Annotated in this window: 20 protein-coding genes; 6 read left to right on the top strand and 14 right to left on the bottom strand. The window is 56.6% G+C overall.

Going from position 1 to position 25946, the window contains the following annotated elements:
• Positions 1–28: 28 nt before the first annotated feature.
• From ACR0BT_RS08300 to ACR0BT_RS08290, 3 genes are read right to left on the bottom strand one after another with little or no spacing between them, the layout of a single operon-like run.
• Positions 29–364, bottom strand: coding sequence for a carboxymuconolactone decarboxylase family protein (locus tag ACR0BT_RS08300; RefSeq protein ID WP_170663478.1), 336 nt, complete (start codon positions 362–364; stop codon positions 29–31).
• A 10-nt stretch (positions 365–374) separates the two neighbouring features.
• Positions 375–1136, bottom strand: a complete 762-nt coding sequence (locus ACR0BT_RS08295; RefSeq protein ID WP_170407354.1) for an amino acid ABC transporter permease — start codon at positions 1134–1136, stop codon at positions 375–377.
• 10 nt (positions 1137–1146) lie between these two features.
• The gene (locus ACR0BT_RS08290) at positions 1147–1887 is read right to left on the bottom strand and encodes an amino acid ABC transporter ATP-binding protein (RefSeq protein ID WP_170407352.1); all 741 of its coding nucleotides are present in this window, start codon (positions 1885–1887) and stop codon (positions 1147–1149) included.
• A gap of 120 nt (positions 1888–2007) precedes the next feature.
• Here ACR0BT_RS08290 and ACR0BT_RS08285 point away from each other — a divergent pair, with 120 nt between their 5' ends.
• Both ACR0BT_RS08285 and ACR0BT_RS08280 read left to right on the top strand, forming a co-directional pair.
• The gene (locus tag ACR0BT_RS08285; protein WP_170393886.1) at positions 2008–2778 is read left to right on the top strand and encodes a transporter substrate-binding domain-containing protein; all 771 of its coding nucleotides are present in this window, start codon (positions 2008–2010) and stop codon (positions 2776–2778) included.
• A 45-nt stretch (positions 2779–2823) separates the two neighbouring features.
• Complete coding sequence (locus ACR0BT_RS08280) at positions 2824–3561, top strand: creatininase family protein (RefSeq protein ID WP_480762921.1); 738 nt, start codon at positions 2824–2826, stop codon at positions 3559–3561.
• 31 nt (positions 3562–3592) lie between these two features.
• Here ACR0BT_RS08280 and ACR0BT_RS08275 read toward each other — a convergent pair whose 3' ends face one another.
• The 6 genes from ACR0BT_RS08275 to ACR0BT_RS08250 all read right to left on the bottom strand — a co-directional run bounded on the left by ACR0BT_RS08275 (position 3593) and on the right by ACR0BT_RS08250 (position 13133).
• Positions 3593–5305: an ABC transporter ATP-binding protein gene (locus tag ACR0BT_RS08275; protein ID WP_480762920.1), complete on the bottom strand. Its 1713-nt coding sequence runs from the start codon at positions 5303–5305 to the stop codon at positions 3593–3595.
• A gap of 4 nt (positions 5306–5309) precedes the next feature.
• On the bottom strand, positions 5310–6260 hold the full coding sequence (locus ACR0BT_RS08270) for an ABC transporter permease (protein WP_170393891.1): 951 nt from the start codon (positions 6258–6260) through the stop codon (positions 5310–5312).
• Complete coding sequence (locus ACR0BT_RS08265) at positions 6257–7234, bottom strand: ABC transporter permease (RefSeq protein WP_170393893.1); 978 nt, start codon at positions 7232–7234, stop codon at positions 6257–6259. Before ACR0BT_RS08265 ends, ACR0BT_RS08270 begins: the two co-directional genes overlap by 4 nt.
• Positions 7235–7322: 88 nt before the next feature.
• Positions 7323–8888 carry an ABC transporter substrate-binding protein gene (locus ACR0BT_RS08260; protein ID WP_480762919.1) on the bottom strand — a complete coding sequence of 522 codons (1566 nt, stop codon included), beginning with the start codon at positions 8886–8888 and terminating at the stop codon, positions 7323–7325.
• A gap of 149 nt (positions 8889–9037) precedes the next feature.
• Positions 9038–10618 carry an ABC transporter substrate-binding protein gene (locus ACR0BT_RS08255; RefSeq protein WP_480762918.1) on the bottom strand — a complete coding sequence of 527 codons (1581 nt, stop codon included), beginning with the start codon at positions 10616–10618 and terminating at the stop codon, positions 9038–9040.
• A 208-nt stretch (positions 10619–10826) separates the two neighbouring features.
• A complete protein-coding gene (locus tag ACR0BT_RS08250; RefSeq protein ID WP_480762917.1) occupies positions 10827–13133 on the bottom strand; it encodes a Tex family protein in 2307 nt (768 codons plus the stop codon).
• 166 nt (positions 13134–13299) lie between these two features.
• Between ACR0BT_RS08250 and ACR0BT_RS08245 the strand changes: the two genes are divergently transcribed.
• The 4 genes from ACR0BT_RS08245 (at position 13300) to ACR0BT_RS08230 (ending at position 18798) form a co-directional block, all read left to right on the top strand.
• Positions 13300–14766, top strand: coding sequence for a DUF4153 domain-containing protein (locus ACR0BT_RS08245; RefSeq protein ID WP_480762916.1), 1467 nt, complete (start codon positions 13300–13302; stop codon positions 14764–14766).
• Positions 14744–15421, top strand: a complete 678-nt coding sequence (locus ACR0BT_RS08240; RefSeq protein WP_170393903.1) for a response regulator transcription factor — start codon at positions 14744–14746, stop codon at positions 15419–15421. The genes ACR0BT_RS08245 and ACR0BT_RS08240 overlap by 23 nt, the downstream gene beginning before the upstream one ends.
• Positions 15409–16374: an ATP-binding protein gene (locus ACR0BT_RS08235; protein ID WP_170736048.1), complete on the top strand. Its 966-nt coding sequence runs from the start codon at positions 15409–15411 to the stop codon at positions 16372–16374. Before ACR0BT_RS08240 ends, ACR0BT_RS08235 begins: the two co-directional genes overlap by 13 nt.
• A 210-nt stretch (positions 16375–16584) precedes the next feature.
• Positions 16585–18798, top strand: a complete 2214-nt coding sequence (locus ACR0BT_RS08230) for an NADP-dependent isocitrate dehydrogenase (protein WP_480762915.1) — start codon at positions 16585–16587, stop codon at positions 18796–18798.
• 385 nt (positions 18799–19183) lie between these two features.
• On the opposite strand, the gene ACR0BT_RS08225 is transcribed toward ACR0BT_RS08230, so the two are convergent.
• From ACR0BT_RS08225 to ACR0BT_RS08205, 5 genes are all read right to left on the bottom strand, one after another.
• Positions 19184–20290: a transporter substrate-binding domain-containing protein gene (locus tag ACR0BT_RS08225; protein WP_170393909.1), complete on the bottom strand. Its 1107-nt coding sequence runs from the start codon at positions 20288–20290 to the stop codon at positions 19184–19186.
• Positions 20291–20333: 43 nt separating this feature from the next.
• The gene (locus ACR0BT_RS08220) at positions 20334–21596 is read right to left on the bottom strand and encodes a transporter substrate-binding domain-containing protein (protein ID WP_170511889.1); all 1263 of its coding nucleotides are present in this window, start codon (positions 21594–21596) and stop codon (positions 20334–20336) included.
• Between the two features lie 22 nt (positions 21597–21618).
• Positions 21619–22398, bottom strand: coding sequence for a protein phosphatase 2C domain-containing protein (locus ACR0BT_RS08215; protein WP_170422736.1), 780 nt, complete (start codon positions 22396–22398; stop codon positions 21619–21621).
• Positions 22398–23375 carry an FHA domain-containing protein gene (locus ACR0BT_RS08210; protein WP_170407311.1) on the bottom strand — a complete coding sequence of 326 codons (978 nt, stop codon included), beginning with the start codon at positions 23373–23375 and terminating at the stop codon, positions 22398–22400. Before ACR0BT_RS08210 ends, ACR0BT_RS08215 begins: the two co-directional genes overlap by 1 nt.
• A gap of 199 nt (positions 23376–23574) precedes the next feature.
• Positions 23575–25758, bottom strand: coding sequence for a serine/threonine protein kinase (locus ACR0BT_RS08205; RefSeq protein WP_480591138.1), 2184 nt, complete (start codon positions 25756–25758; stop codon positions 23575–23577).
• Between the last annotated feature and the right edge of the window lie 188 nt (positions 25759–25946).

The following is a 25946-nucleotide window of genomic DNA, read 5'->3' as shown; positions in this document are numbered from 1 at the left end:
CAATGAAATCGGACCGCGTACCGGTCTATTACTCTGAAAACACATCAAACGCCTTCAACGCCTTGGCGCTGTAGGCGTAAGACGGGCCGCCGCCCATATAGGTGGCCATAGCCAGCGCTTCGCACAGCTCTTCGCGGGTCGCACCCAGCCGCACCAATGAGCGGACATGGAAACCGATGCAGCTGTCGCAGCGCGTCGCGATGGCAATCCCCAACGCCATGAATTCCTTTGTCTTTTCACTCAGCGCACCATCTGTTTTGGCGGCCTTACCCATGATGCCAAAACCACGGACGGTTTCAGGCACTTCTTTCGAGAATGCACCAATATTGGCCTCGGTCTCGGCCATGAAGTCTTTCCAGTTCATCTTATGCTCCTTATCCGCGCTCATCTGCACCCATCCGGCGTTCGAGCCAACGCACACCGGCGCTGATGATCAGTACCAGCACCAGATACTCGAAGATCAACAAGGTATAGATCTCAAGCGGGCGGTATTCCGTCACTACCAGCTCATTCGCACGGCGTGTCAGTTCTTGCATGCCGATGACGCTGGCGAATGCGCTCATCTTCACAATGTAGATAAATTGGTTGGCGAGCGGTGGCAGTATACGCCGGATTGCTTGCGGCAGGATCACATAGCGCATGGTCTGAAAATAGTTCAGGCCAATCGTTTGCGCCGCCTCGCTTTGCCCTTTTGCGATAGATTGTATACCGGCACGGTAGATCTCGGCGGTAAAGGCGCTGTCCGATATCGCAAGGGTGATAATTGCGCCCCAGAAGGGATCGATTGGGATGTCCATACCCATCGACTGAAAGACAATCGGCAACCCGTAGAACACCCAAAACAGCATAGGCAACAGAGGGATCGAGCGGACAAATTCGACATATACCCGGTTTACCAGCCGCCAGCCGCGCTTTTCCGACAGACCCGGCAGGGCAACCAGCAATCCAATGACAATCGACAAAATCGCCGCAATCAGCGAAATCTGAATGGTCGCACCCATGCCCGAAATCAGGAATTTTACATTGGTCCAGCCTGAAGCCGTGGTTGGGTCAATGACGTACCAACCCCAGGTCTGTGAGGACGAACAGCCCGTGATCAGCAAGAAAAGGGGAAGGAAGAGAAGTGATTTTTTCATCGGACCCAACTCAATGCTGTAGAATTTGGCTCAGGAATTTCTGACACCGCTCAGACTTTGGATTGGTGAAGAAATGCTCGGGCTTACCTTGTTCGACAATCTCGCCTGCATCCATGAACACCATGTTGTCGGCCACTTTTCGGGCAAATCCCATCTCATGGGTCACCACAACCATGGTCATGCCTTCCTCGGCAAGTTCGACCATCACGTCGAGCACCTCGGAGATCATCTCAGGGTCGAGCGCCGAGGTGGGTTCGTCGAACAAAAGGACCCGGGGCTCCATGCAAAGCGAACGGGCAATTGCCACTCGCTGCTGCTGTCCACCTGAAAGCTGTATCGGGCGCTTGTCGGCCTGATCGGGTATATGAACACGCTCAAGGTAGTGGCGCGCTTTGTCCTCGGCTTCTTTTCGGCTCAACCCGCGGGCCTTGATGGGGCCAAGGGTCAGGTTTTCCAGCACTGTTAGATGCGGGAACAGATTGAATTGCTGGAACACCATGCCAACTTCTGACCGGATGGTGGCTGCAGATTTGGCATCATCGTTCAGTTCGACCCCATCGATGCGGATGGTGCCCTTTTGATGTTTCTCAAGCTGATTGATGCATCTTACGACCGTTGATTTACCCGATCCGGATGGGCCGCAGATCACAACCTTTTCACCACTGTTGACTGTCAGGTTGATGTTCTTGAGCACGTGAAATGTGCCAAACCACTTGTCTACGTCGACAAGCTCGATCGCTGCGTTTGGCATCTGCTGGCCCACTTGTGATTACTATGAGTTAATTAGTTGCTTGAGGTTATCTTTTTCTTTACGCTTAAATCAAGAAGCAATGTCGTGATAAAAGACTAACGCCACCAACGGGAGAACCACATGAAACGTTTTGTTAAAGTCGCGGCTGCGGCTGCGCTCGGTCTTGTGATCAGCGGCGCTGCGCAAGCACAGTCGGCTCTGAATGAAATTTTGGATGACGGCGTGCTGAAAGTGGGGACAACCGGTGACTGGAATCCGATGTCACTGCGCGACCCGGCGACTAACAGCTATAAAGGCTATGATATCGACATCATGAACGCGCTGGCCGCTGATCTGGGTGTTGAGGTCGAATATGTGCCCACCGACTGGAAAACATTGGTCAATGGTGTGGTGGCGGGGAAGTACCACATCACCGGTTCGGCTTCGATCTCACCTCCGCGCATGAAAGTTGCAGGGTTTTCCGACAGTTACATCGCGGTTGAGTTGTTTCCCTACACAACCAAGGAAAAGGCCGACAAATTTGATGGCTACGACTCGATCAACAAGCCAGACGTGAAGGTTGCTACTACCCTGGGCACCACCTTTGAAAAGCGCGTGCGCGAATGGTTCCCCGATGCGGATATCAAAGTGGTCGAAGCTCCTGCGCGTGGTTTTCAGGAGGTCTTGGCCGGTCGTGCAGATGTGTTCATAACCTCGAATATCGAGGGATCGACCCTTGAAGCAAAGTTCCCGGTCGTCCGCGTCAAGAATGCCGGTCCACGTTCTCCTTCTCCCATCGCGATGCTGTTGCCGCAAAGTGATCAGGTCTGGATCAACTATGTGAACAACTGGATTGAAGTGAAAAAAGCCCAAGGCTTCTTTGACGAAAACCGGGAACGCTGGGGTCTCTGATCAGAGGCCCTAATAACTGGAGCGCCTGCGAGAGTTTTCAAAGTCATGAAACTTGAGCACATGACATGGTACGAGGTTAACACTCGTATCAATGCCGGTGCGGCCGTGTTGCTGCCGGTTGGATCGACCGAGCAGCACGGCCCGATGGGTCGCATTGGCACCGACACGATTTGCGCCGAGGCTGTCGCGCTCGCTGCTGCTAGGCAATGCGAGGGTATCGTCGCTCCGGCGCTGGCCTACACGCCAGCGCCTTTTAACACGGGATTTCCCGGAACGGTGTCTATTTCAGCCGAAACCTTTCGCACCATCGCAGATGAGGTGATCCGGGGGCTTTTGAAGCAAGGTTTCGTTGGAGTGTTCATAGTGAACGGACACGGGGCCAATCTGGCGCCTCTTCGGCAGATCGAAAGCGAAATTGCCGGTGGTCAATTGCTGATCCGTAGCTGGTGGGAGCCGAACGCAGTGAATGTTCTGCGACAGCAGCTCTATGGAGATTGGGAAGGGATGCACGCCACCCCCTCGGAGATTGCCATAACCCAGTCTTTGCTTGGACCATTGCCTGCCAATCAGGCCGCTGAGCCGCCCCAGAAACTCAGCGCCGAATACATCCGGGATCACGCAGGGGATCGCCATGGTCCACCCGACGAGCATCGCGCGGACTTCCCGGATGGCCGCGTTGGATCGCATTCAGCTTTGGCCAATCCTCAGGATGGCGAGCGTCTGCTGGCGATAGCAGCTGCGGCTATCGCTGCCGAGTTCCGGGCATTCGAACAAGGCTTCTAGTCACGGAGCGCCTGCAACGGGTGTCGCGGCCTTATTCTGCTTCGACCCCAAGCCCGTCAGTCGACAGGTCATCGAGTTTCGGCATCAACCGCAACAGTTCTTGCGCGTATTCGGTATTCGGACTGGCAAACAGATCGCTGGTGTCCTGAACCTCGACGATTTGTCCCTGTTTCATGACCGCAACTCGGTCACACATCTGGCGCACCACCGGTAGGTCGTGGCTAATGAACAGCATGGTCAGGCCCAGATGCTCTTGCAGGTCTTTCAGGATGTTCAATATCTGCGCCTGGATCGAAACGTCGAGCGCGCTTGTGGGCTCATCGCAGATCAGGAACCGGGGTTGTGTCGCCAATGCGCGGGCAATCGAAATACGCTGGCGCTGACCGCCCGAGAACTCATGTGGATATTTCAGCCCGGCCTCTGACCCCAACCCCACTTGATCCAGCAATTCGTCCACGCGGCGCTTGACGTCGGCACCTTCCATCAGGCGGTGATGGCGGATCGGCTCCGCCACAATTTCATCCACCCGCATACGCGGATTGAGAGACGAGTAGGGGTCCTGAAAGATCATCTGGATGTTCTTGCGGTACTCTTCCTGCACCGTACGATTACTCAGATCGCTTACCAGTTGTCCGTCAAAGGTGATGGTACCACCATCCACAGGATAGAGCCCTGCAATCATCCGCGCGACGGTGGACTTGCCCGATCCGGACTCACCGACAACCCCAAAGACCTCACCTGCACGAATGTCAAAGCTGACGTTGTCGACAGCGGTGAAGTAGGTACGATCCCAAGGCAGTAATCCACGCTTTTGCAGGAATTTCTTCGTCAGGTTGCGGATTTCAAAGATCGGTTTGCTGGCGTCGTTATCCACCTTGGGCCAGTGGCGTGCCATATCCTCGATCGCGAAACGCGTTTCACGCCCGCCATAGCTGATCTGAGGGAAACGATGCAGTTTCAGCGTCGGGCGTGGTACCGCGGCGATCAGGGATTTGGTGTATTCGTGTTGCGGCTGGCCCATCACCTGTGCCGTGGTGCCGCTTTCAACCACCTTGCCCGCATACATCACGGTCACGCGGTCAGTTGTATCGGCGATCACGCCCATATCATGGGTGATCAGGATGACACCCACCTGACGCTCTTGTGCCAGTTCCTTGATCAGGTCCAGAATCTGGGCCTGAACCGAAACATCCAAAGCCGTCGTGGGTTCATCGGCGATGATCACATCCGGTTCGGTGCAAAGTGCCAGAGCAATCACCACGCGTTGCCGCATGCCGCCCGAGAACTGGTGCGGGTACTGATCCAGCCGAGTATCCGGGTCTGGGATGCCAACGCGGTCGATCAAATCACGGGCGCGCTTGCTTGCCTCGGCCTCGGATCCACCCAGATGGGTCTGGATCGTCTCGACCAGTTGCTCGCGCACTGTAAATAGCGGGTTCAGCGACGTAAGCGGGTCTTGAAAGATCATCGAGATCTTCTTGCCGCGCAGCCCGCGCATCGCATCGGCATCGATGCCGCTGATCTTATCGCCGCCCAGCTTAATCTGACCGCTGGCAATGCGACCTGGGCGTTCCAGAAGGCCCATCACCGCAGCGCCGATGGTGGATTTACCTGCCCCGGATTCGCCCACAAGTCCGTGGATTTCACCGGGTTCGACAGAAAGGCTGGCGTGGTCCACTGCAGTAAACAGCTGGCGGCGGGTCGGGAATTCGACGGTGAGGTCTTGGATGGTCAGAAGGCTCATGAAATCACCGCAGTTTTGGGTTCAGCGCGTCGCGCAGCCAGTCGCCCAACAAGTTGACCGACAGGGCGAGGGCCAGAAGCGTGCAGGCCGGGAAGAACAAAATCCACCATTCGCCCGAGAACAAGAAACCTTGCCCGATCCGGATTAGTGTTCCCAGCGACGGCTGGGTCGGGGGGGCGCCCACACCCAGAAAACTCAATGTGGCCTCAGCAATGATCGCCAGCGCCAGCGAGATGGTCGCAATAACAAGAACAGGGCTGAGGACATTGGGTAGGATGTGACGGAACATGATCGGGAACGATCCACGCCCGATCAGGCGCGCGGCTTGTACATATTCCTTGTTTTTCTCAACCAGAGCAGCACCACGGACGACGCGTGCGAACTGCACCCAGTCCGACAACGCAATCGCGATGATGAGAACATAGATTGCCATCTCATCGCGGTATTCCGGCGGAGTGATCCCTTTGGCGATCCCAAAGATCAGCATTGCGACCAGAATGGCCGGGAACGTCAGCTGCACGTCTGCGATACGCATGATCAGCGTCTCGATCCAACCTCCGAAATACGCAGCGATCAGACCGAGGATCACGCCGATGATCAAGGCAAGAAGCACAGCAGAGGCACCTACGAACAATGAAATGCGCAACCCGTAGAGGATGGTCGAGAACACATCGCGCCCTTGGTCATCTGTGCCTAGCAAAAAGGTCTCTTGCGTAAACGCATTGGGCGTACCTGGTGGTGTGAACCCGTTCATTAGGTTCAGTGTTGCTGGATCGAACGGGTTATATGGCGCGATCAGCGGGGCAAAGATCGCCGCCAGCACCAGAATGACCACGACCAAAGATGCGATCATGGCTACGGGAGAGTGCCGGAACGACCAAGCGAAATCGCTATCCCAGAACTTGGCCGTGCGCGATTTAGGCGCGACTTTCGGGGTTTCCATCGTTTCGGTCATGTGGCCCTCGCGTCGACACGCAGGCGCGGGTCAATGGCATAGTACAGAAGGTCGACAATCAGGTTGATTGTCACGAACATCACCGAGATCAGCATCAGATAGGCAGCCATAACGGGGATATCCACGAACTGGATCGCGTTGATGAACAGCAGTCCCACGCCCGGCCATTGGAACACCGTTTCGGTGATGATGGCAAAAGCGATGATCGACCCCAGCTGCAGGCCCGTGATGGTGATCACCGGCACAAGAGTGTTCTTCAGCGCGTGGCGGAAATTGATCACCCGGTCCGACAGCCCTCGGGCGCGGGCAAAGCGGACATAGTCAGCGCGCAGAACCTCCAGCATCTCGGACCGGACAAGCCGCATAATCAGTGTCATTTGATAGAGGCCCAGCGTGATTGCAGGCAATATCAACGCCTTGAGCCCCGAGGTCGTCAGAAACCCGGTGGACCAACTGCCAATCATAACCGTCTCGCCCCTCCCGAAACTGGGCAGTAGGTCAAGTTCAACCGAGAAAACATAGATCAGCAGGATACCTATGAGGAACGTCGGCAGCGAAACCCCGATCAAGGAAACGGTCATGATCACATTGGCAGCGATCCCTTGTCGTCGGATTGCAGTAAAGACACCGAGGGCAATGCCCATCGTGATCGCAAGAAAGCCGGACACAAAGGCCAATTCCAACGTCGCCGGGGCGCGTTCCACCAGGATGGTCGAGACCGGTCGCCCCTGGCGATAAGACACACCGAAATTGCCCTGAACAGCGCCTTGCAGGAACTTGGCGTATTGCACAACAAAGGGTTGGTCCAACCCAAGTTCGGTCCGTAGTCGGTCAATGTCGGCCTGCGTGCGCTCCTGCCCCAGCATGTTGTCGATCGGGTCGCCAACAAATCGGAACATCGAAAAGGCGACCAACCCCACGACCAACAGCACTATGACGGACTGGAACATCCGTCTGACGATATATGCGAACATATGTTTCCCTCGTAGATCGGTCTCTCTAGGCCGACCTTGACCAGATGGTCAAGAGAGTGCTGTCAACCCAACGCGACGTTGCCGCCGATCAATTCACATTCACCCAACGCAGCAGGAAGAAGTTGTCCGGACGCTGCGTGACCTCGACATTGCTGCGCGTGCCCCAAACCAACGGCTGGACATACATCGGCACATAAACGTGTTCGTCCTGATAGATTTGGGTAACCTCGTCCAGCATCGCCTGACGCTTGGCCTCATCCAGTTCTGACTGGATCATCGGCAACAGCTCATCGACACGTGCATTCGAGAAGCCGCCGAAGTTCCAGCTACCCAGCTTTTTCTCTTCGTTGGGGGTTGCGACAAGGAACCGGACCGGATGCTCGGCGTCGAACGTACCGGGGCTCCAGCCCAGCAGGTACATGTCGTAATTATCTTCGCGCAGTTCCGGCCAATAGTTCCGCACTGGCATCGCGTCCAGCTCGGCGGTGATCCCGATCTGAGCCAGCATACCAACGACGGCCTGACAGACGGCCTCGTCATTAAGGTAGCGGTCATTGGGGCATTTCAGGCCAAATGAGAAACCATCTGCATATCCGGCCTCGGCCAGCAGCGCCTTTGCCGATTCCACATCGAACGCGGGGCGCCCGGCGTTCGCTTTGGAAAACCCGCTCATGGCTGGGCTGACAAGCTGCGATGCGGGCTCGGCATTTCCGCGCATGATCGTGGCCAGAATGGCGTCAACATTCACCGATTGCGCAACTGCCTGCCGCACGCGCGCGTCACGGAACGGGTTGGGTTTGCCCGCATCGTCTGTGTATTTCAGCGTGTCAGCCTCGTGGTCGAAGCCCAGCATGATCACACGCGCTTCAATGCCCTGGATGACATCGACCTCTGCGTTCTGCTGCAGCCGTGCGACGTCCTGAATGGGGACCGGGTTGATCATGTCCACATCGCCCGATAGCAGCGCCGCTACGGCCGTGGCAGGATTTTGGATCGGATTAAATTCTGCACGGGTGATGTTGTGTTCAACATCCCCCCACCAGCCTTCATAAGGTTCCAACACGGTCTTAAGACCCGGCTCGCGCTCGGTCACCTTGAACGCGCCGGTGCCGTTGGCGTTGATGGTGGCGTAGTTTCCGGTTTCTTTGTCGGGGACCACGGCGTCGTTGGCCTCAGTCCAGTCTTGATCCATGATCATCCAGTTGGCAATCGATGACGGAAACAGCGGGTTAGGTGCTGTGGTCATGATATCAACGGTGTAGTCATCAACTACAATGACGTCACTGACAGGAGCGAACCAACTGCGCGTGTCCGCCGCCTCACCCGAGGCGCGTTGGTAGCTGAACAGCACATCTTGCGCGTCAAAGCTGCTTCCGTCGTGAAAGGTCACGCCCTGACGCAGATTGAACCGCCATCCTTCGCCGTCGCCGATCGGCTCCCAACTGACAGCCAACGCGGGCTCAACGCTCATATCCTTTCCGCGGCGGACCAGCCCTTCGTAGACGTTGTTCAGGAACCCGAGAACTGGGGCCGAGTTGACCGCGTGAGGGTCCATCGTCTGCGGATCGGTGGTCGAGGCCCACTTAAATTCGGCCGCCTGTGCGGCGCTTGCAAGCAACATGGTCAGGCCGATTGCACTGTTTCTGAGGATCATGGCGAAATCTCCCTGTTAGCGCTGAAACAATCCAGCTTTTTCGCTGCCACGTAAAGCCGTTCCTGCGCCGAGATCACAGGTCCGTTACCGACGGCGCAAACAAGAACAGGGCGCGTTTCCGCGCCCTGCATACCATCACAGAGGATAGTTTAGTTCATCTCAAAGTATTTGATCTTCGGTGAATCTTCCGGCTCGACGATGGTACCCACGCCCGATTTCATGCCCCAGTTCAGCACCTGATGGTGGATCGGGATATAAAGCTGTTCGTCCTGAACAACCTGCCAGATATCACCGATCTGCTGATCACGTGCGGGCAGATCAGTTTCAGAGGCAAGGGCCACGATTTTGGCATCCAGATCCGGGTTGGAATAGCGTGTGCCATTCCACGAGCCGTACTTTTCGCCCTTCGAATGGACGAGGAAGTTGAAGATGTACTCCGAGTCATAAGTCGGAACACCCCAGCCCAGCATGTAGAAATCTGTTTCTAGGTTGTTGATCAACGGGAAGTGCTGGGCTTTCGGTTTGGCGTCCAGGTTAACTGTGACGCCGATCTGGGCCAGCATTCCAACCGCTGCCTGACAGATCGCCTCATCATTGATGTAGCGATCATTCGGGCAGTTCAGGGTCAGCGAGAATCCATCAGGATAGCCTGCTTCGGCCATCAACGCCTTGGCCCCTTCGATATCGGTTGACGAGGACGCATCCATATCTGCATCCCAACCATTCACAAATGGAGGTGAGATCATGCCAGCAGGAGCAGACTGACCACGCATCACGACCTGTTTGATCGCATCGCGATTGATCGCTTTTGACATCGCCTGTCGAACGCGGACATCAGCCAGCGGGTTCTTACCATCCACATTGTCCGAGGGCAGATCAGCATCGCCCATGTTCATGCCAAAGAAAATCACCCGGTTCTGCGGCGCGGTGCGTACGTCCAGACCATCGGTTCCGGCTACACGCTCGAGGTCCTGTACGGGCACGTCCTGAATGAAATCAACCTCACCCGACAGCAGCGCGGCAACACGGGTCGCGGCGTTCTGGATCGGCGTATAGATGATCTCGGTCACCTGCAGCGGGAACTCATCCTTGCCCCAATAGCCGTCATAGGCGGCCAGGACGGTTTTCACGTCCGGCTCGCGGCTGACCAGCTTGTAGGGACCGGTGCCATTGGCGTTCTTGGCCGCAAACGTGTCTTCGCCGCCCTCATAGTCCTGAACCTTGACAGCGTTGTTTGCCTCGGCCCAACCTTTGTCCATCATGAACATGTTGGTCAGGTTGTTGGGCATGATCGGGTTCGGGCCGTCAGTTTCGATCTCGATCGTGAACTTGTCGGGCGCACGCACCTCTTTCACAGACGCCAGCAGTTCTTTGTAATCCGAATCCGGCGTCATCGCGCGGTTCAGCGAAAACACGACATCCTCGCTGTCGAACTCGGCACCGTCGTGGAAGGTAACGCCCTCGCGCAGTTTGAACACCCAGACATTCGGATTCTCTTCCGATGGTGCCCATTCGGTCGCCAGCGATGGAACCAGTGCACCTGAGTGATCACGCATCACCAGCGTTTCCATGATCTGGTGCGCCATGGCCGAGGTCGGGCCTTCGTTTTGCGCATGCGGGTCCAGCGTCAGCGCATCACCTGCACGGGCCCATCGCAGCGTCTCCGCCGAAGCGCCCGCCGCGATCATCGCCGTTGCACTGGCGGCAAGCATCAGAGTTTTGAATGACATAAGTCGTCTCCCCATTTTTGTTGTGGCCGCATTTTCATACGGTTGGCCGAATTTTTCGGCCATCATGGGCCAGCATCATCCAGATCATGGTCCGAGTTGCAACACCCGAATGTTAGCGCCCTGCTTTTCTTTCTGTCTGCCGGGGCTTAGGTGAATGTAGGTCTTGCAGAAACACGCCTCGTATTTAGCCCTATGACAGGGTTGCCGCCTAACGTTTATTGAAGGCGTCTCTAAGAGCGTCACCAAAGGCCCCGTTTTGGGTGCTCTGACCCCCATGGCTGCGCCGCTGTTCCCCTGGCTTGGGTGTTCGTGCCGGTTTGCCCTTGCCACGGAGTGCATTGCCCTCGCGTGCCGAAGCACCACCATCCTTGCGCATGGACAGCCCAATGCGCTTACGTGGAACGTCGACTTCGACCACCGTCACTTTGACAACTTGCCCGGTTTTGACCACCTCATGCGGGTCCTTCACGAACCGATCGGCCAGTTGGCTGACATGAACCAACCCGTCCTGATGCACGCCAATGTCGACAAACGCGCCGAAGGCGGCGACGTTGGTGACGGTACCCTCCAGCACCATGCCGGGCTTCAGGTCCGTGATTTCCTCAACCCCGTCCGTAAACGACGCCGTTTTGAAACTGGGTCGCGGGTCTCGGCCGGGCTTCTCCAATTCGGTGAAAATGTCGCGAACCGTAGGCAAGCCGAAGGTGTCACTCACAAACTGCTCGGCGCGCAGGTCTTTCAGCGCGCCTTCATGCCCCATGATTTGGCGAATGTCGCGCCCACATGCTGCCACTACCCGACGGGCGACATCGTAAGCCTCGGGGTGAACCGAGGAGGCGTCCAAAGGTTCCGACCCGTCACGAACTCGCAGGAAACCTGCACACTGCTCGAAGGCGCGCGGACCAAGGCGGGCCACCTTCAGCAAATCCTTGCGAGACGCAAAGGCACCATGAATATCTCGGTGCGTGACGATCGCCTCGGCCAATCCCGGTCCCAGACCCGAGACGTGAGAAAGCAAGGGGGCTGAAGCGGTATTCAGATCCACGCCCACAGCGTTCACCACATCTTCGATCACCGATTCCAGTGACTGTGACAAGCGGTGCTGATCCACATCGTGCTGATATTGGCCGACGCCGATGCTCTTGGGTTCTATCTTGACCAGTTCAGCCAAGGGATCCTGTAGCCGGCGGGCAATCGAGACCGCTCCACGTAGCGAGACGTCGAGGTCGGGAAATTCGCGCGCGGCAAGCTCGGATGCCGAGTAGACCGAGGCTCCAGCCTCGGAAACGACGACTTTGGTCGGTGCTTTGACGGTCTTGGGCAGAAGCGACAGCGTATCGGCCACCAAACGCTCAGTCTCGCGGCTGGCTGTGCCGTTGCCGATGGCAATAAGCTCGATTTTATGTGTAGCGATAAGGTTCAGGATTGCCGCTTGTGCACCACGCAGATCATTCTTGGGCTGAAACGGATATAGCGTATCCGCTGCAACCACCTTGCCGGTTGCATCCACCACGGCGGCTTTAACCCCGGTGCGAATGCCGGGATCCAACCCAAGCGTCGGACGTGCCCCCGCCGGAGCAGCGAATAGCAGATCCTTTAGGTTGCGCGAAAACACTTGAATTGCCTCGTCTTGTGCGCGGCTGCGCAGGTCGGCCATCAGCTCGACCATCATCGACAGCGATAGCTTGACCCGCCATGTCCAGCCCGCGACCTTGCGTAGCCACTTGTCACCAGGAGTATCACCGCGCGTGTTCAGATGAGCCGCAACCATGGCCTCGGCCCGCGCGGCGCCCGCTTCGGGTTCGGGAGCAATGTCGAGCGTTACGATCCCTTCCTTTGAGGCGCGCAACATTGCCAGCGCTCGATGTGACGGGGTTTTTGACCAAAGCTCGGAATGATCAAAGTAATCGCTGAACTTGGCACCTTCCTGTTCCTTGCCCTCGACGACCTTTGCGCTCAGCAACGCCTCACGTTGCATGAAGGTTCGGAGCTCTCCCAGCAAAGCAGCGTTTTCGGTAAGCCGCTCTGTGATGATGTCCCGTGCACCATTCAGCGCGTCTTTGGTCGTGGGAACAGCCTCAATCAGATACCCTTCAGCCAGCCCTTCTGGTTCTGCCAACCGGTCCGACAGAATCGCATCGGCCAGCGGCTCCAGACCATTCTCGCGGGCAATCATCGCCTTGGTCCGGCGTTTGGGCTTGTACGGCAGATAAATGTCTTCCAACTGCGCCTTGGTTTCGGCTTGGGCGATCGATTTCACCAGATCGTCCGTCAGTTTCCCCTGATCCTTGATCGAGGACAGAATCGCCTCGCGCCGGGCCTCAAGCTCACGCAGATAATTCAGTCGGTCGGAAAGGGTGCGCAATTGGGTATCATCCAGCCCGCCGGTCACTTCCTTCCGATAACGGGCGACAAAGGGCACGGTCGCACCTTCATCCAACAACCTGACCGCGGCCCCAACCTGTTCCGCGCGGGCGTTAATCTCGGTGGCGATGGTGCGGGCGATACGGTCCAAAGGGGCCTCCTGACTTGCGGTTGGAAGATCGTCTTAGCCACCGGCACGCACAAGGGGAAGAGGCTGCGCTGCGAAAAGCACCTCTGCACAAAAAATGCACGACCCTTACGCGGTGATCTGCACCTGCCTAGGCCAGACAGAACCAACACAAACAAGGAGCAGTTAAATGGGACAGTTCATCGTGCGCGGTGTACCGGCATCAGTTTTACAAGATAGTTGGTGGTTGGACACCCCTGATCGAGGCACAAACCGAGCCGATGGCTTAGCGGAACCCGGCAATCGCCACGCTTTTTTGGGTTTGGTGTTTCTGGTTGCGCTCGCCGATTTTCTGTTTTTCGACCATTCTCCTGGCCTTTCAATCGCCTTCTTTGTGTTGGCGGTTTCCGCTGTCGTGTTTGCCTTGCTGCGCCGCCGTGGTGGACTTGTCGGGCCAGCCCTTCTTTTGCTGCTTAGCATTCTTCCGGTGGTGGAATATGTTCAAGCCCTGTCCGTAGCTTTCTTGCTGGGTGGATCGACCATTGCGCTGTGTTGGGCCGTGCTGGGCAATCATGAGGTCGCTTCGGTTCGCCGGTTTCTGTCTCTGTTTCCAATATTGGCGCTCAGACACGGGATAGAGGCGGTTCAGAAAGGTCATTCGGTTTCCCGCGTTGACGGGGTTGCCCTTCGTGCACTGCGCAACTGGAGTTTCCCGATCGGAGGCGCACTGATCCTTGCTTCGCTGATGGTTGCGGCCAATCCGGTCTTGTCTGATTGGATCGATCGGATTTGGCGATTTGATATGCGGTTCGACCGACTGCTATTCTGGATCGGGGCGGCAATCACGATCTGGCCCTTTCTTGCGGTCACCTTGCGGCCTGACTTGCTTACCCCCCGATTTGGCCCCGGACGCAAGCGCCCATTGCCTGCCTTTGGCCTGAATGCCCAATCCGTTGCTAATGCGCTAATGGTGTTCAACTTGCTGCTGGCGGTGCAAACTGGGATGGACATGGTCTTTCTCTGGGGCAATGCCAAGTTGCCCGAGGGGATGACCTATGCTGAATATGCTCATCGCGGGGCATACCCACTCTTGGTCACAGCTTTGCTGGCGGGCGCATTTGCCTTGGCCGCGCGACCCTATCTGAACGAGCGGCAGGGGCTGACAAGATGGATGATGCTGTGGCTGGCGCAGAATGTACTGCTGGTGATCTCATCGCTGATGCGCCTGTCGCTTTACGTTGATTTCTACGGGCTGACCTATTTGCGTGTTCATGCGGCAATATGGATGGCGCTGGTTGCTGTGGGCTTGTGTCTGACCGGTTGGCAAATTTTGCTGGGTAAATCGAACCGTTGGTTATTGCTGCGATCTGCGATCCTGGGGATTGGCGTGCTCTATGCATGCTGCTTCGTGAATTTTTCAGCCTTAATCGCCCGTTGGAATCTGGAAAATCCGATACGGTTTGATGCCTACTACGCATGTCAGCTCAATGAGATGGCGGCGGCAGAGTTGCTGAAGGACAAACGGGTACGCAATTGCGTAACCCCTCCGGTCGTCGACAATTGGAGGAATTGGGGCTTTCGCGCAGATCGGGTGATCCGTAATCTGGCCGTCGAACCCATGCCGGAGAAGGTAGATGAAAATCCTCGTCGTGGATGATGATCCACGCCTGCGAGAGCTGGTCTCGATCACGCTTGAGCGCGCGGGCTACCAAACGGTTACCGCCCGCGATGGCCAAATGGCTCTAACCCACGCGATGCGGGAAGCGCCTGATCTTGTCGTGCTGGATGTCGGCCTGCCTGAGATCGATGGGCTTGAGGTTTGTCGCCGCTTGCGGGCACGCTCGGACGTACCAATCTTGTTCCTGACCGCGCGTGATGACGAGATTGATCGCATTTTGGGCCTCGAGTTGGGAGCGGATGATTACGTGACCAAACCTTTCAGCCCCCGTGAGTTGGTTGCACGGATCAAAGCCATCCTGAAACGCAGCAAACCGGGTGCTGCAGAGCTTCTCCTGCGGCATGGCCCGGTTGAAATGGATGTGTCGGCGCATTTGGTTCGGGTCGACGGCAATGCGCTTGCCTTAACCGCAACCGAGCTGTCGATTTTGCGTCGCCTGATGCAAACGCCCGCCGCCATCGTCTCGCGACCACAATTGGTTGATGCGATTTATGGCGCAGGCAGTCCGGTCTCGGATAGGACACTGGATAGTCATTTGCGGAACTTACGACGCAAGTTGGGGGATCAAGGCTGGGCCGGTGCCATCGAAACCGTGCATGGGATCGGATTGCGGATGGGTGCATGGCCGGGCTGAGACGCAAATGGCGCCCTTCGCTGGGTTTTGTTCTTGGCGGAGGTCTCGCGGGTACGCTCGCCCTGTCTCTGCTGGGTCTGATCGCGCTGCGGTATCTTGGACCTGAGATCGGGTTTCGAAACGCTGCGGGCTTGCTGGCGATCGTGATCGGATGTGCGACCGGAGTATTCGGATACCTTATGGTTCGGCTTCTGCTCCGCCCCATAACGTCGCTGGCGACCTATTCAGGGGCCATTGAACAAGGGCAACGCGCCGAGCCGCCCGATCACTACGGCACACAAGAACTGTCGCGCCTCGCCGGTTCGGTTCTGAGCATGGCGGATACACTGCAACGGCGCGAAGCTTCGATCCGCGTCTTTGCAGATCATGTCACGCATGAGCTGAAAACCCCTGTCACCGCGATCCGTGCGGCAGGAGAGTTGTTGGCCGAGGCCGAAACGCTCTCGGAGCAGGATCACGCATTGCTGCAACAGATATTGGGCGCAAGCGATCAGATGCAAACGCAGCTCAGCGCTCTTAACACGGTTGCACAGGCACGAGTGCCGGAACACCATGGGGAGGCAAGCCTGAACGATCTTGCCGATCAGTTAAGCGCTTCGTTTCCCGAACTGGACATCAGCATAGAAGGCGGCGATCAGGCATTGAACCTTGCAGCCTCTGGCCTGAAAATTGCCCTGCAACATCTTCTGGACAATGCACGCCGTCACGGGGCAAGGCAGGTGGTCTTGCACGCAGAACTCGGTCGATTGGTTGTCCAAGACGATGGTTCCGGCATATCCGACGGTAATCGGGACCGCATCTTCAACCCATTCTTCACAACCGCGCGCGAGAAGGGAGGGACCGGGATGGGCCTGACCATCGTTACAAACCTGTTGGGGGCACATGGTGGGCGGATTTTGCTGGTGCCTTCCAAGACCGGTGCGCGATTTGAGTTGGTGTTTCCGGGTGTGTGATATCACTCAATAGCCCAAACTAATTCGACCCGTGTCAATTTGCGCCGCTCAATACGATTGATCCCAAGCCAATCCTCATTTAAGGGAGGCCCTGTCAAATCAGAGTCACCCGTGGGGCCGTCATGTCCCCTTTGGGCTTGGTGCCTATGTCACGGCGGCACATGCTCTTGGATCGCACGCCCCTGAAAGGCTTAAAAAAGGTAAGGGAATATGGCAGAAAAATCGAACTTCGACGTATTGTATACCATTGTAGACGAAGCGCCCGAGCTGGCGAGCGCCTCGTTCCTGCCCATTATCCGCAAGTTTGCGTCAGCAGCCGGTGTCAGCGTCGGAACCAAAGACATTTCGCTGGCCGGGCGTATTATCGCGACCTTCCCCGAAAAGCTGACAGACGAACAGCGTATTACTGATGATCTGGCTGCTTTAGGTGAGCTGGTTAAAACACCGGACGCAAATGTCATTAAACTGCCCAACATCTCGGCGTCGGTGCCCCAGCTGGTGGCAGCCATCGAAGAGCTGCAATCACAGGGTTATGACATTCCGAACTACCCCGAAGAGCCTTCGACGGACGACGAAAAGGCGATCCGTGCGCGTTATGACGCCATCAAGGGTTCGGCCGTGAACCCGGTCCTGCGCGAAGGCAACAGCGATCGCCGCGCAGCGCGCGCTGTGAAGAACTATGCCCAGAAGAACCCTCATTCGATGGGAGAGTGGAGCGCGGACAGCAAGACCAAAGTGTCTTCGATGCCGGGCAATGATTTTTACGCCAATGAGAAATCGGCAACGATCACTGCGGCGCAAGCCGGCGATGCCAAGATTGAGTTTGTGGGCAAAGATGGCAGCGTTACGGTTCTGAAAGACGCTTGGCCACTGGCCGAAGGCACCGTGGCCGACGCAACATTCATGTCGGTCAAGGCGCTGTCGTCGTTCCTGACCGAAGCCATTGAGGACACCAAGAAAGACGGCACCATGTTCTCGCTGCACATGAAGGCGACGATGATGAAGGTCAGTGACCCGATTATCTTCGGCTATGCAGTCAAGGCGTGGCTTGCCCCCGTGTTCGAGAAATTCGGTGCAGAGCTGGACGCGCTGGGTGTAAACCCGAACTCGGGTCTGGGGGACCTGCTTGAGCGGGTTCAGGGCAACGCAGACATCGTCGCCGCAATCAATGCGATTAAAGGGGATCGTCCGTCGATGTATATGGTGGACTCGGACCGTGGCATCACCAACCTGCATGTCCCGTCTGATGTTATCATTGACGCCTCGATGCCCGCAGTGATCCGTGCTGGTGGCAAGGGTTGGGACGAAACCGGCGCCAAGGGCGATACCAACTGTGTGATCCCTGACCGTTGCTATGCACCGGTGTATGATGAGGCCATCAATTTCTTCAAAGCCAATGGTGCACTGAACCCAGCCACCGCAGGAGCCGTCGCCAACGTTGGATTGATGGCGCAGAAGGCCGAGGAGTACGGCTCGCACCCGACGACGTTTGAAGCGCCCGCAGATGGTACAATCCGTATCGTTCTGGCCAATGGCGAAACGCTGCATTCCCATGACGTCAAAAAGGGCGACATCTGGCGCGCCTGCACCGTCAAGAAGGCCCCGATCGAGAACTGGATCCAGCTGGCGATGGACCGTCAGCGCCTGACCGGGTCCGAGGCGATCTTTTGGCTGGATGCCAACCGCGCACATGACGCCGAGCTGATCAAGTATGTCAAACCAGCGCTTGAAGCAGCAGGCGTGGCCGACAAGTTCTTGACTATGGCCCCGCGTGAAGCAACCCGCCAGTCGCTGGAAACTATCACGGCGGGCAAGGACAGCATCGCCATCACCGGTAACGTATTGCGGGATTATCTGACCGACTTGTTCCCGATCCTCGAACTGGGGACGTCGGCCAAGATGCTATCAATCGTTAAACTGATGAATGGCGGCGGTCTGTTCGAAACCGGTGCAGGCGGTTCGGCGCCGAAACATGTTCAGCAACTGGTTGAAGAAAACCACTTGCGCTGGGACTCCATGGGTGAATTCTGTGCGCTCGGAGAATCCCTGAACTTCCTCGCTGACAGCAAGGGCAACGCCAAAGCGGGCGTATTGGGCGCCGCTGCCGAGGCTGCCACGCAGGGAATTTTGGATAACAACAAGTCACCCAGCCGCAAAGTCGGCCAGCCGGATAACCGCGATGGCCACTACTGGTTCGCTCGTTACTGGGCCGAAGCTTTGGCGGGGCAATCCGATGATGCTGGGCTTGCCGCCGAGTTTGCACCGCTCGCGAAAGAGTTGGCGGACAAAGAAGAACAGATTTTGTCCGAGTTGGCGGCAGCGCAGGGCGCACCCGCCGATCTGGGTGGATACTACCACACTGATCCGGCCAAAGCGGCTGCGGTGATGCGTCCAAGTGCGACCCTGAATGCGATCATCGGATAAGCCAAGGGTTGCATAAACGCCTAAAAAGAAACCGGTCCGAAGAGGGCCGGTTTTTTCATGCCCTGAAAAAGAAAAAGGCCAGCCCCCATAGCCAGCCTCTTTCTGAGTGAGTGGCGGGGCTTACGCCTCACCGGTGCAGTTGAGTTCATCCTACGCTTATCGTTCACGCTGAATATTCGGGGATTCCCGTAGACGGCCGCCTTTTATGAGCGATTAAGGATAAAAATAATCATTATGTATGTACAAATAAGACCAAATGCTGACTGCGCCACGTCTGAGGCCTAGTCAGTTGGCTTTGCCGTTATCATTGAAGATTCTGACCCACCGACAAAAAAAGGGCCAGTCCGAAGACCGGCCCCTAAGAAAGGTCATAACGACCGAGGGATTAGTTTGATGCTGCGTTCAGCTTTTCATTTTGTTCGCGCAGCGTGTCGGAAATAATCGCGTACCATTCGCCGGACTCGCGCATCTCGATCAAACCCTTGTTCATCATCGCGATGTACTCGCGCGCGAATGGATTGGTGCGGTGTGCAAGGAAGCTCATCGAAGACAGTGTCGAGACATACGGGTTCTCAACAATGTCCGCCGAGGTCAAACCCATGTCTTTCATTGTCGAGGCAAACAGATCGACTTCGAATGCAGCCACGTCTGCCGTACCGGTCAATACGGCATCGAGACATTCGCGAGCCGAATTGGGTTGGACCACGGTTGTGTTCTCGCGGTTCAGCCCTTGTTCTTCCAGCACCACCATGCTCCAGCCTGCCATGCGGCAAACGGTCGAGCCCTCAAGGTCGGAGAAATCTGTCGCCTTTGCGTATTCGCTTTCAGGCAAAGTGAAGAAACCTCCGACAATGTCATATACCGGAACAGAAGCGACAAATTGGGTACACCGGGCTTCGGTCTCTGCAGACCACTCATATGAGCGGTTGGTACAATCCGGTACAGTCCACGCGATCGAAATATCAAACGCACCCAATGGCAACAGTGTGTCCAGATGCGAACTCCAGTCATCTACAAAGCTGACCGAGAAATCGCGGCTGTTACCAGCACGCTGAAGGCTTGTCGTCGCCAGACGGGTCATGATGCCACCGCCGCTCAGATCTTCAGTAGTGAACGGTTCCCAACCGTTGCCAGCGACCATCTTGATCGGAGGCGCGTAGACATTCGAGCGCTTGACGCTTGCAGCACGTTGTTCTTCTGCCGCGATCAGTTCTTGCGCGCTCTGACCGTTGGGCAGGCTGCCATCCTCACAGGGCAGCGCCAGTACCAGACCGGGGGTTAGCGAACCGGGATTGGTGATTGCATTGCGGTTAGCGTTAAAGATCGGCTGATAGTTTGAGGTGCCGTAGGCGGCAATGGCGATGGTCGCCAATGTGTCACCATCCTGAACCGTATAGTTGGAGCAGGCCTCTTGAGCGGCGGCTGCACCTGCGCTCAGGGCGGTGAAGGCTGATGCCGACAGTACTGCTTTCTTCAATTTCTTGTTAAACATGTCCACTTCCTCCAGACTTTGTTTCGTTGGGCCAATCAAGGCCTTAGCCATTTTCCATTTGATAGCGCAGTGCGGTAGATACGATGTCGCGCCACTCGCCTGATTGCTGCATGATCGCCAGACCCTGGTTGAGCGTCTCAAGGATCGCTTCCCCATCCGGATTATCTTTGTGGGTCATGACGTTAAGCGACTTGATTGCCGCTAGGTTGGGGTTTTCGATGATCTGATGTTCGTAGCCCAGACGCCCGATTGCTTCGACCGCCAGATGCGCTTCGATCGCGACGATATCGGCTGTGCCATCCATAACTGCGCGAAAACAATCATCGGGTGAAACGGGGCGCATCAAAGTGATTGCAGGCTCGTAAAGACCAACTGCATCCATATGCGACAATGACCAACCTTCCGGCCTACAAATCGTTGTGCCCGCGAAATCTGCATAAGTCAGAGTCTCTTCGTAACCCGAACCGCTTTTTGCGAAGAACGTATCAACGACCTCGTAGAATGGGTTTGAGAAATTATAGGTTTCGCACCGTGAACGATCATTTTCCGACAACGTAGCGGCTTGTTCACAGTTCGGCCGCGACCAAGGGAATGTGGCGTCAAAGGCGAGAGTCGGCATCAATAGGTCCAGATGCGACGACCAGTCATTAACGAACTGAATCTTGTAGGACTGCTCGGGCGCGGCCCTCAGCATCGCGGTTTCAACCAGGTTGGTATAAAGCCCACGATTTGGCAGCGCTTCATCCGTAAACGGGGCGTAGTTACCACCCGTGATCAACAAAATCTGACGGTCACGAATTTCAGGGCTTTCGCCACCATCCGCGTTGCGGATCAATGCGGCACCTTCCGCACGCGCTGCTTCGATCTCTTTCTTGGCCGCAGCCTTGGCCGCGATTACGGCTTCTTCGCTGGTCTTTTTAGCTTCGGCCTCTGCAGCGGCCACGCGGGCTTCGGCCTCGGCAATGGCTTTTTCAGCCCGTTCCTCGGCAGCTTTGACCAGTTCCGAGGCCATTTCCGCAGCCATGCGGCCAGCTTCGGTATCCGGCAGTTGCGCCGCGCGCCCGATATCTTCAAGACAAGGGAAAGTCAGGACATCACCGACGCGAATGATATTGGGGTTCGACCCGATCGTTTCCCGGTTCGCATCATAGATGACCCGGTAATCTTCCGTCGCGTAGACGGCAATTGCCAGTTCCCGCAAGCTGTCACCGGGCTGGATTTCATAAGTCGAACACGCCTCTTGCGCCGATGCTGCACCTGTTGCAGCAGCAAGAGCGAGGGTGGATATGATAAGATGGTTTCGCATTTTGTCCTGTTTCACTGCCTGTCTAAGTCTGTGCCGGTTTGACCACGGCGATTGAAATGTTGTCCTGATCCGGGTCTGCCTTTGCATGCAGTGCTTGAAGCAGCGCATCAGCAATATCGCGAGCCGGGGAATGAATATGCGTGCGCACCAGCGTTTCGATCTCGGAATTGCCGAGATATTGCAGGCCATCACTGCCAAGGATCAGTACATCTGCCGCAATCAGCGCCAATGGTTGTTCCGGACAATCCACTTTTGGAATCGCAGCCCCCATGATCACCGAAGTCAGTTGGTTACGATCCGGATGGCCCCGCGCCTCTTCCGCGCTCAGTAATCCTTGTGCGAGCTGTTCGTCGATCACCGGGGCCATCGAGTGATCTTCGTTGACCTGTGACAGGGCATCATTGCGGAACAGGTAAAGTGGACTGTCACCGATCGAGATCCAGAATACGCGTTGATCCAGCATCAACATGCCCAGAAGGGTGGAGCCCAGATTGACCTCGTTTTCCTCACTATGGCTCGCCATAGCGGCGTTGGCCTGCATTGCGGCCAACGGCAGAGCGTCGAGCAGTGCGCTCTCAGCAAGGTCGGGCCCATCCAACTGGGCATCCATCGCATCGCGCCAGGCTGAAATGACCAACTGCGAAGCGACTTCACCCGCTTCATGGCCGCCCATACCGTCGGCAATCACGACATAACCCGCGTCTGCCGCGTCAGAGACCCGCGCAGCAATCGCGTCTTCCTGCGAGTCGCGCTGACCCTGGTCCAGGATCAGGGCAATATCATATGCAGGGGTAGCCAGCATTAATCGGCATCCCGCCAGTCAAAGCCGTCATCACAGAAAGCGGTGAAGCGGATCGAGGTTTCGCTGATCCGGATCAGATCGCCGCTGGACAAGGCTATGGTGCTGAGCACAGGCTTGCCATTCAGGCGCACCAAGTTGGCCTTGCCGCCATGGCCCAGATAGCATTTCCGGTCCTCTGGGTCATATGCGATGACGGCGTGATTGCTGCGAGAGATCCCGGTGTCGCCGAAATCCAGCTGAATAGCCTGATCGTCATTCCGACCGATCTGCATCAATCCCTCGGTCAAGGTAATCGCGGCACCCCGACCCGGTCCGGCGGTCACGACCAGCCAGCCAACCGGGAATGTCTGTTCGGCCGCTTCTGTCTTTTCAACGGGCTCAGCTGTTTCCATCAGCTCCTGAACATGCGTGTCTGCACGCTCGAAACCCAAAAACGTCGTCTTCACACGAGAACGCCGATCTTCAGCCGGTGCAGGTGCAGGTGCGACCATGGCGGGTTCCGGGGTTACATCAACAGGCTCCGGTTCCGGTGTGGGTTCTCCGACGATTTCCACCTCGCCCGCAACTTCAGATACGACTTCAGGTTCGATGGCCTCTGGTTCTTCTACGGTGACTTCGGGTTCATCGTCCTGAACCTCGTCTTCCGCAGTCAGATGAAGCGTGACAATCTGTTCATCTTCTTCGACCTCTTGAATCTCGGCCACTTCTTCTTCGGTCGCCTGATCTTCGATCTGGTCTTCCGAAAACTCGGGCATCGGTTCTTCGGGGATCAGTTCGTCTGCTTCCTCGTAGCTGTCCGAGCTAACGTTTCCACCCGCAAGGGCCGCGCGCAGGGCGTTGAAATCCGCAATCGGAGCAGCGCTTTCTGTTTCGACCGCTTCCGCAACGGTTTCGGTTTCGGTTTCCACCGCATCTTCTTCTTTCGGTTTTCCGGCACCTTCTAGAAGCCGGCTCAGAGGGCTTTTGTATTTGAACATGGTGTCGTCACCTTCTTTGATTTCTGATGCGGGGTTTTACCCGCGGGACTGCTACAAACCGCTTCGCCGTAGGCGCAGGGCACTGATGAAGAGGAAACAGAGAAACATTTACGTCGCGACGGGTTGGTCCCCGACGGGGTGACGCGATGGGCGGCACCCCCAGCACACTGACCTGGCGATAGTCACATCAACTGGGCGATCACTCCTGCGTTAGTTGCATGACCGCAGTACTTTCAGCTCCGTTGCGCAGAATGCTTAGGCGCGCCTCGGGTTGGTTGTCGGAAACAAGTTGAGCAAGGATGCCGTCCAGACTCTCGGGCTCATTGATCGAGACACCAGTCTGTGTTTCGCGCAGCAGCACATCCCCCCGCTGCAAACTGCCAGCAACTTCTTCCGGAACAGATGCGACGACGGTTTGCCAACCTGCCTCGCCCGCATGAGCCACATCAAACGAATAACCGTTCAGAAGGCCAAAACTGCGGAAGGCGGGCAGGGCCAGCAATCCATTCTGCGCGCGCGTTTCGCCCAGACTGCGATAGCGCGCTGCTACACGGATATACCCGTCTGGGTCGACCGAGAAATTATCTAGAACATACGATGCAAGCGTTGTGTCCGGACGAATAGGTTCACCATTCAGAGTAAAAATCGTAGCGCCCCGTTCGACCCAATCCCCGATCACCGACCTATCTTGACCGGCGTTCAATCCATTGATGGCAATGACACTCCCGGTCGAGCTGCGACGCTTGGACATCGTGAATGGAATCTCAATATCCCAGTGCCCAAATGCGACCTGGTTTTCGGCTAGATTTACCGGCGTCGCAGGTGCGATGGGTGTGATGTCTTCAACCGTAGGTTCCGTCACTTCAGGTTCCACTTCTTCAGGTTCCACCAAAGCGATTTCTTCGGGTTGCTGCTCTGACACAATGGCGGCTTCCGGCACCTCATTAGCCTGCTCGACAGGTTGTTCCTGCGCCGCTTCTGGTTCTGATGCCAAAGCGACTTCGGCCTGTTGCGGCTCTGTTGTGGCTTCGGCGGTCTGCTCGACGGGTTCCGGAGCTGCTTCTGCGGGCACCGGAGTAGTCGGAACCTCTGCAGTCACCGGAGTTGCCTCGGGCGATTGCTGATCGCCCGTCATTACGAAGTATCCACCTCCGGCCAGAGCCGCCAATACAATCGCGATACCCGCGATCATCTTGCCACTGCCGCCCGAGCCGCTTTTTACAACGGTGTCGACTGCAGCAACGGCCTCGTCCTGAGGTGCAAATTTAGCAAGAGTGTCTTCCGTTTTTTCCTCGTTCCCGAGGGCCAGATCAGAGTTCCCGGCCAGCAGCGCGGTCACGACGGCCTCCGCATTCTCGCTTTCGGCTTTGATCCGTTCTTTTTCGGCCTCTTCGTCTTTGCGATCCATGCCAACAATGACCGAAACCGGGCGATACGCGAAACTATCGAACATCACACCGGGACCACGGAACATACGCAGCCAGTCCAATGCGGTTTGCACACGGTCAGTGGCGTGCACTTCCATTGCTTTGTCGATCGCCTCAAGGAACCCGTCTGGATACCCTTTGAATCGCCCTGTCAGCGGTTCATAAGGATCGTCTTGGCCGTTGTTGAACGCATTCAAACGTGTCTGGCCATCAATCGGTCGCTCGCCGCTGATCGCATGATACAGCGTTGCAGCCAGTACATAGAGGTCACTGCTGGGGCCCTGATCCGCGCCACGCACATAAAATTCGTGCGGCGAATACCCGTCCTTAATCACGCGCAGCGTCAATAGCGCCGCTGACTTGTGTGCCGCCTGCTCGCGTGCTGCGCCAAAGTCGATCAGGATGGGTTCGCCATTCTCATCGATCAGGATATTGTCGGGTGAAATATCGCGATGTAGCATGCCGCTTTGGTGAATGAACGACACCGCAGACAGCATTTTTTCGGTGACCTGAACGATAAAGTCCGGTCCGCTCTTGTTTTCGGGTTTTTCGACATAATCCAGAAGATCGCATCCGCGGATCAGGTCCATCGCGATATAAGCGGTGTCGTTGTCCTCAAACACCTGATGCACGTCGACGATATTGGGATGAACCAGCCGCGCATGGTTGCGTGCTTCCTGAATGAACAGGTCGATAATGGCGCGCAGGTCTTCTTTGTGGTCGGGGTTGGCAGGTTCGACCAGATCACCATTCCGCTGGCAGAGCGCCCCCGGATAGCATTCTTTGATGACCACATCGCGATCCAGACTATCGCGCGCGAGATAGGTGATCCCAAACCCGCCGTTGCTTAGGAACCGGAGGATTTCATACTGTCCGCGCAGCAGCTTTGCGCCTGGCTGCAATCCTTCGATCTGAGGTTCGTCGTGCGTTGCGCCGACCGCCTGGTTGTGGCTCATTTCTTCCCGCCCATTCTACTCGTTTATTGCGGCATAGATAACCAGGGCTTCAGCCCGCGAACTCACAACCAAACACAACCGCAGGACACTTAAGACGGTTAGACGTTTCAAATTTGACTTTATTGGGGCCGCCTGATGGCTTCACTATGGATCACAAAAATCGAAATCGCCTATATAGTGAGTCCAGA

This window comes from Ruegeria sp. CJ6 (genome assembly GCF_056536665.1).
The sequence above is the reverse complement of the archived record's forward strand: the minus strand, read 5'-3'. Positions and strand labels throughout refer to the sequence as shown.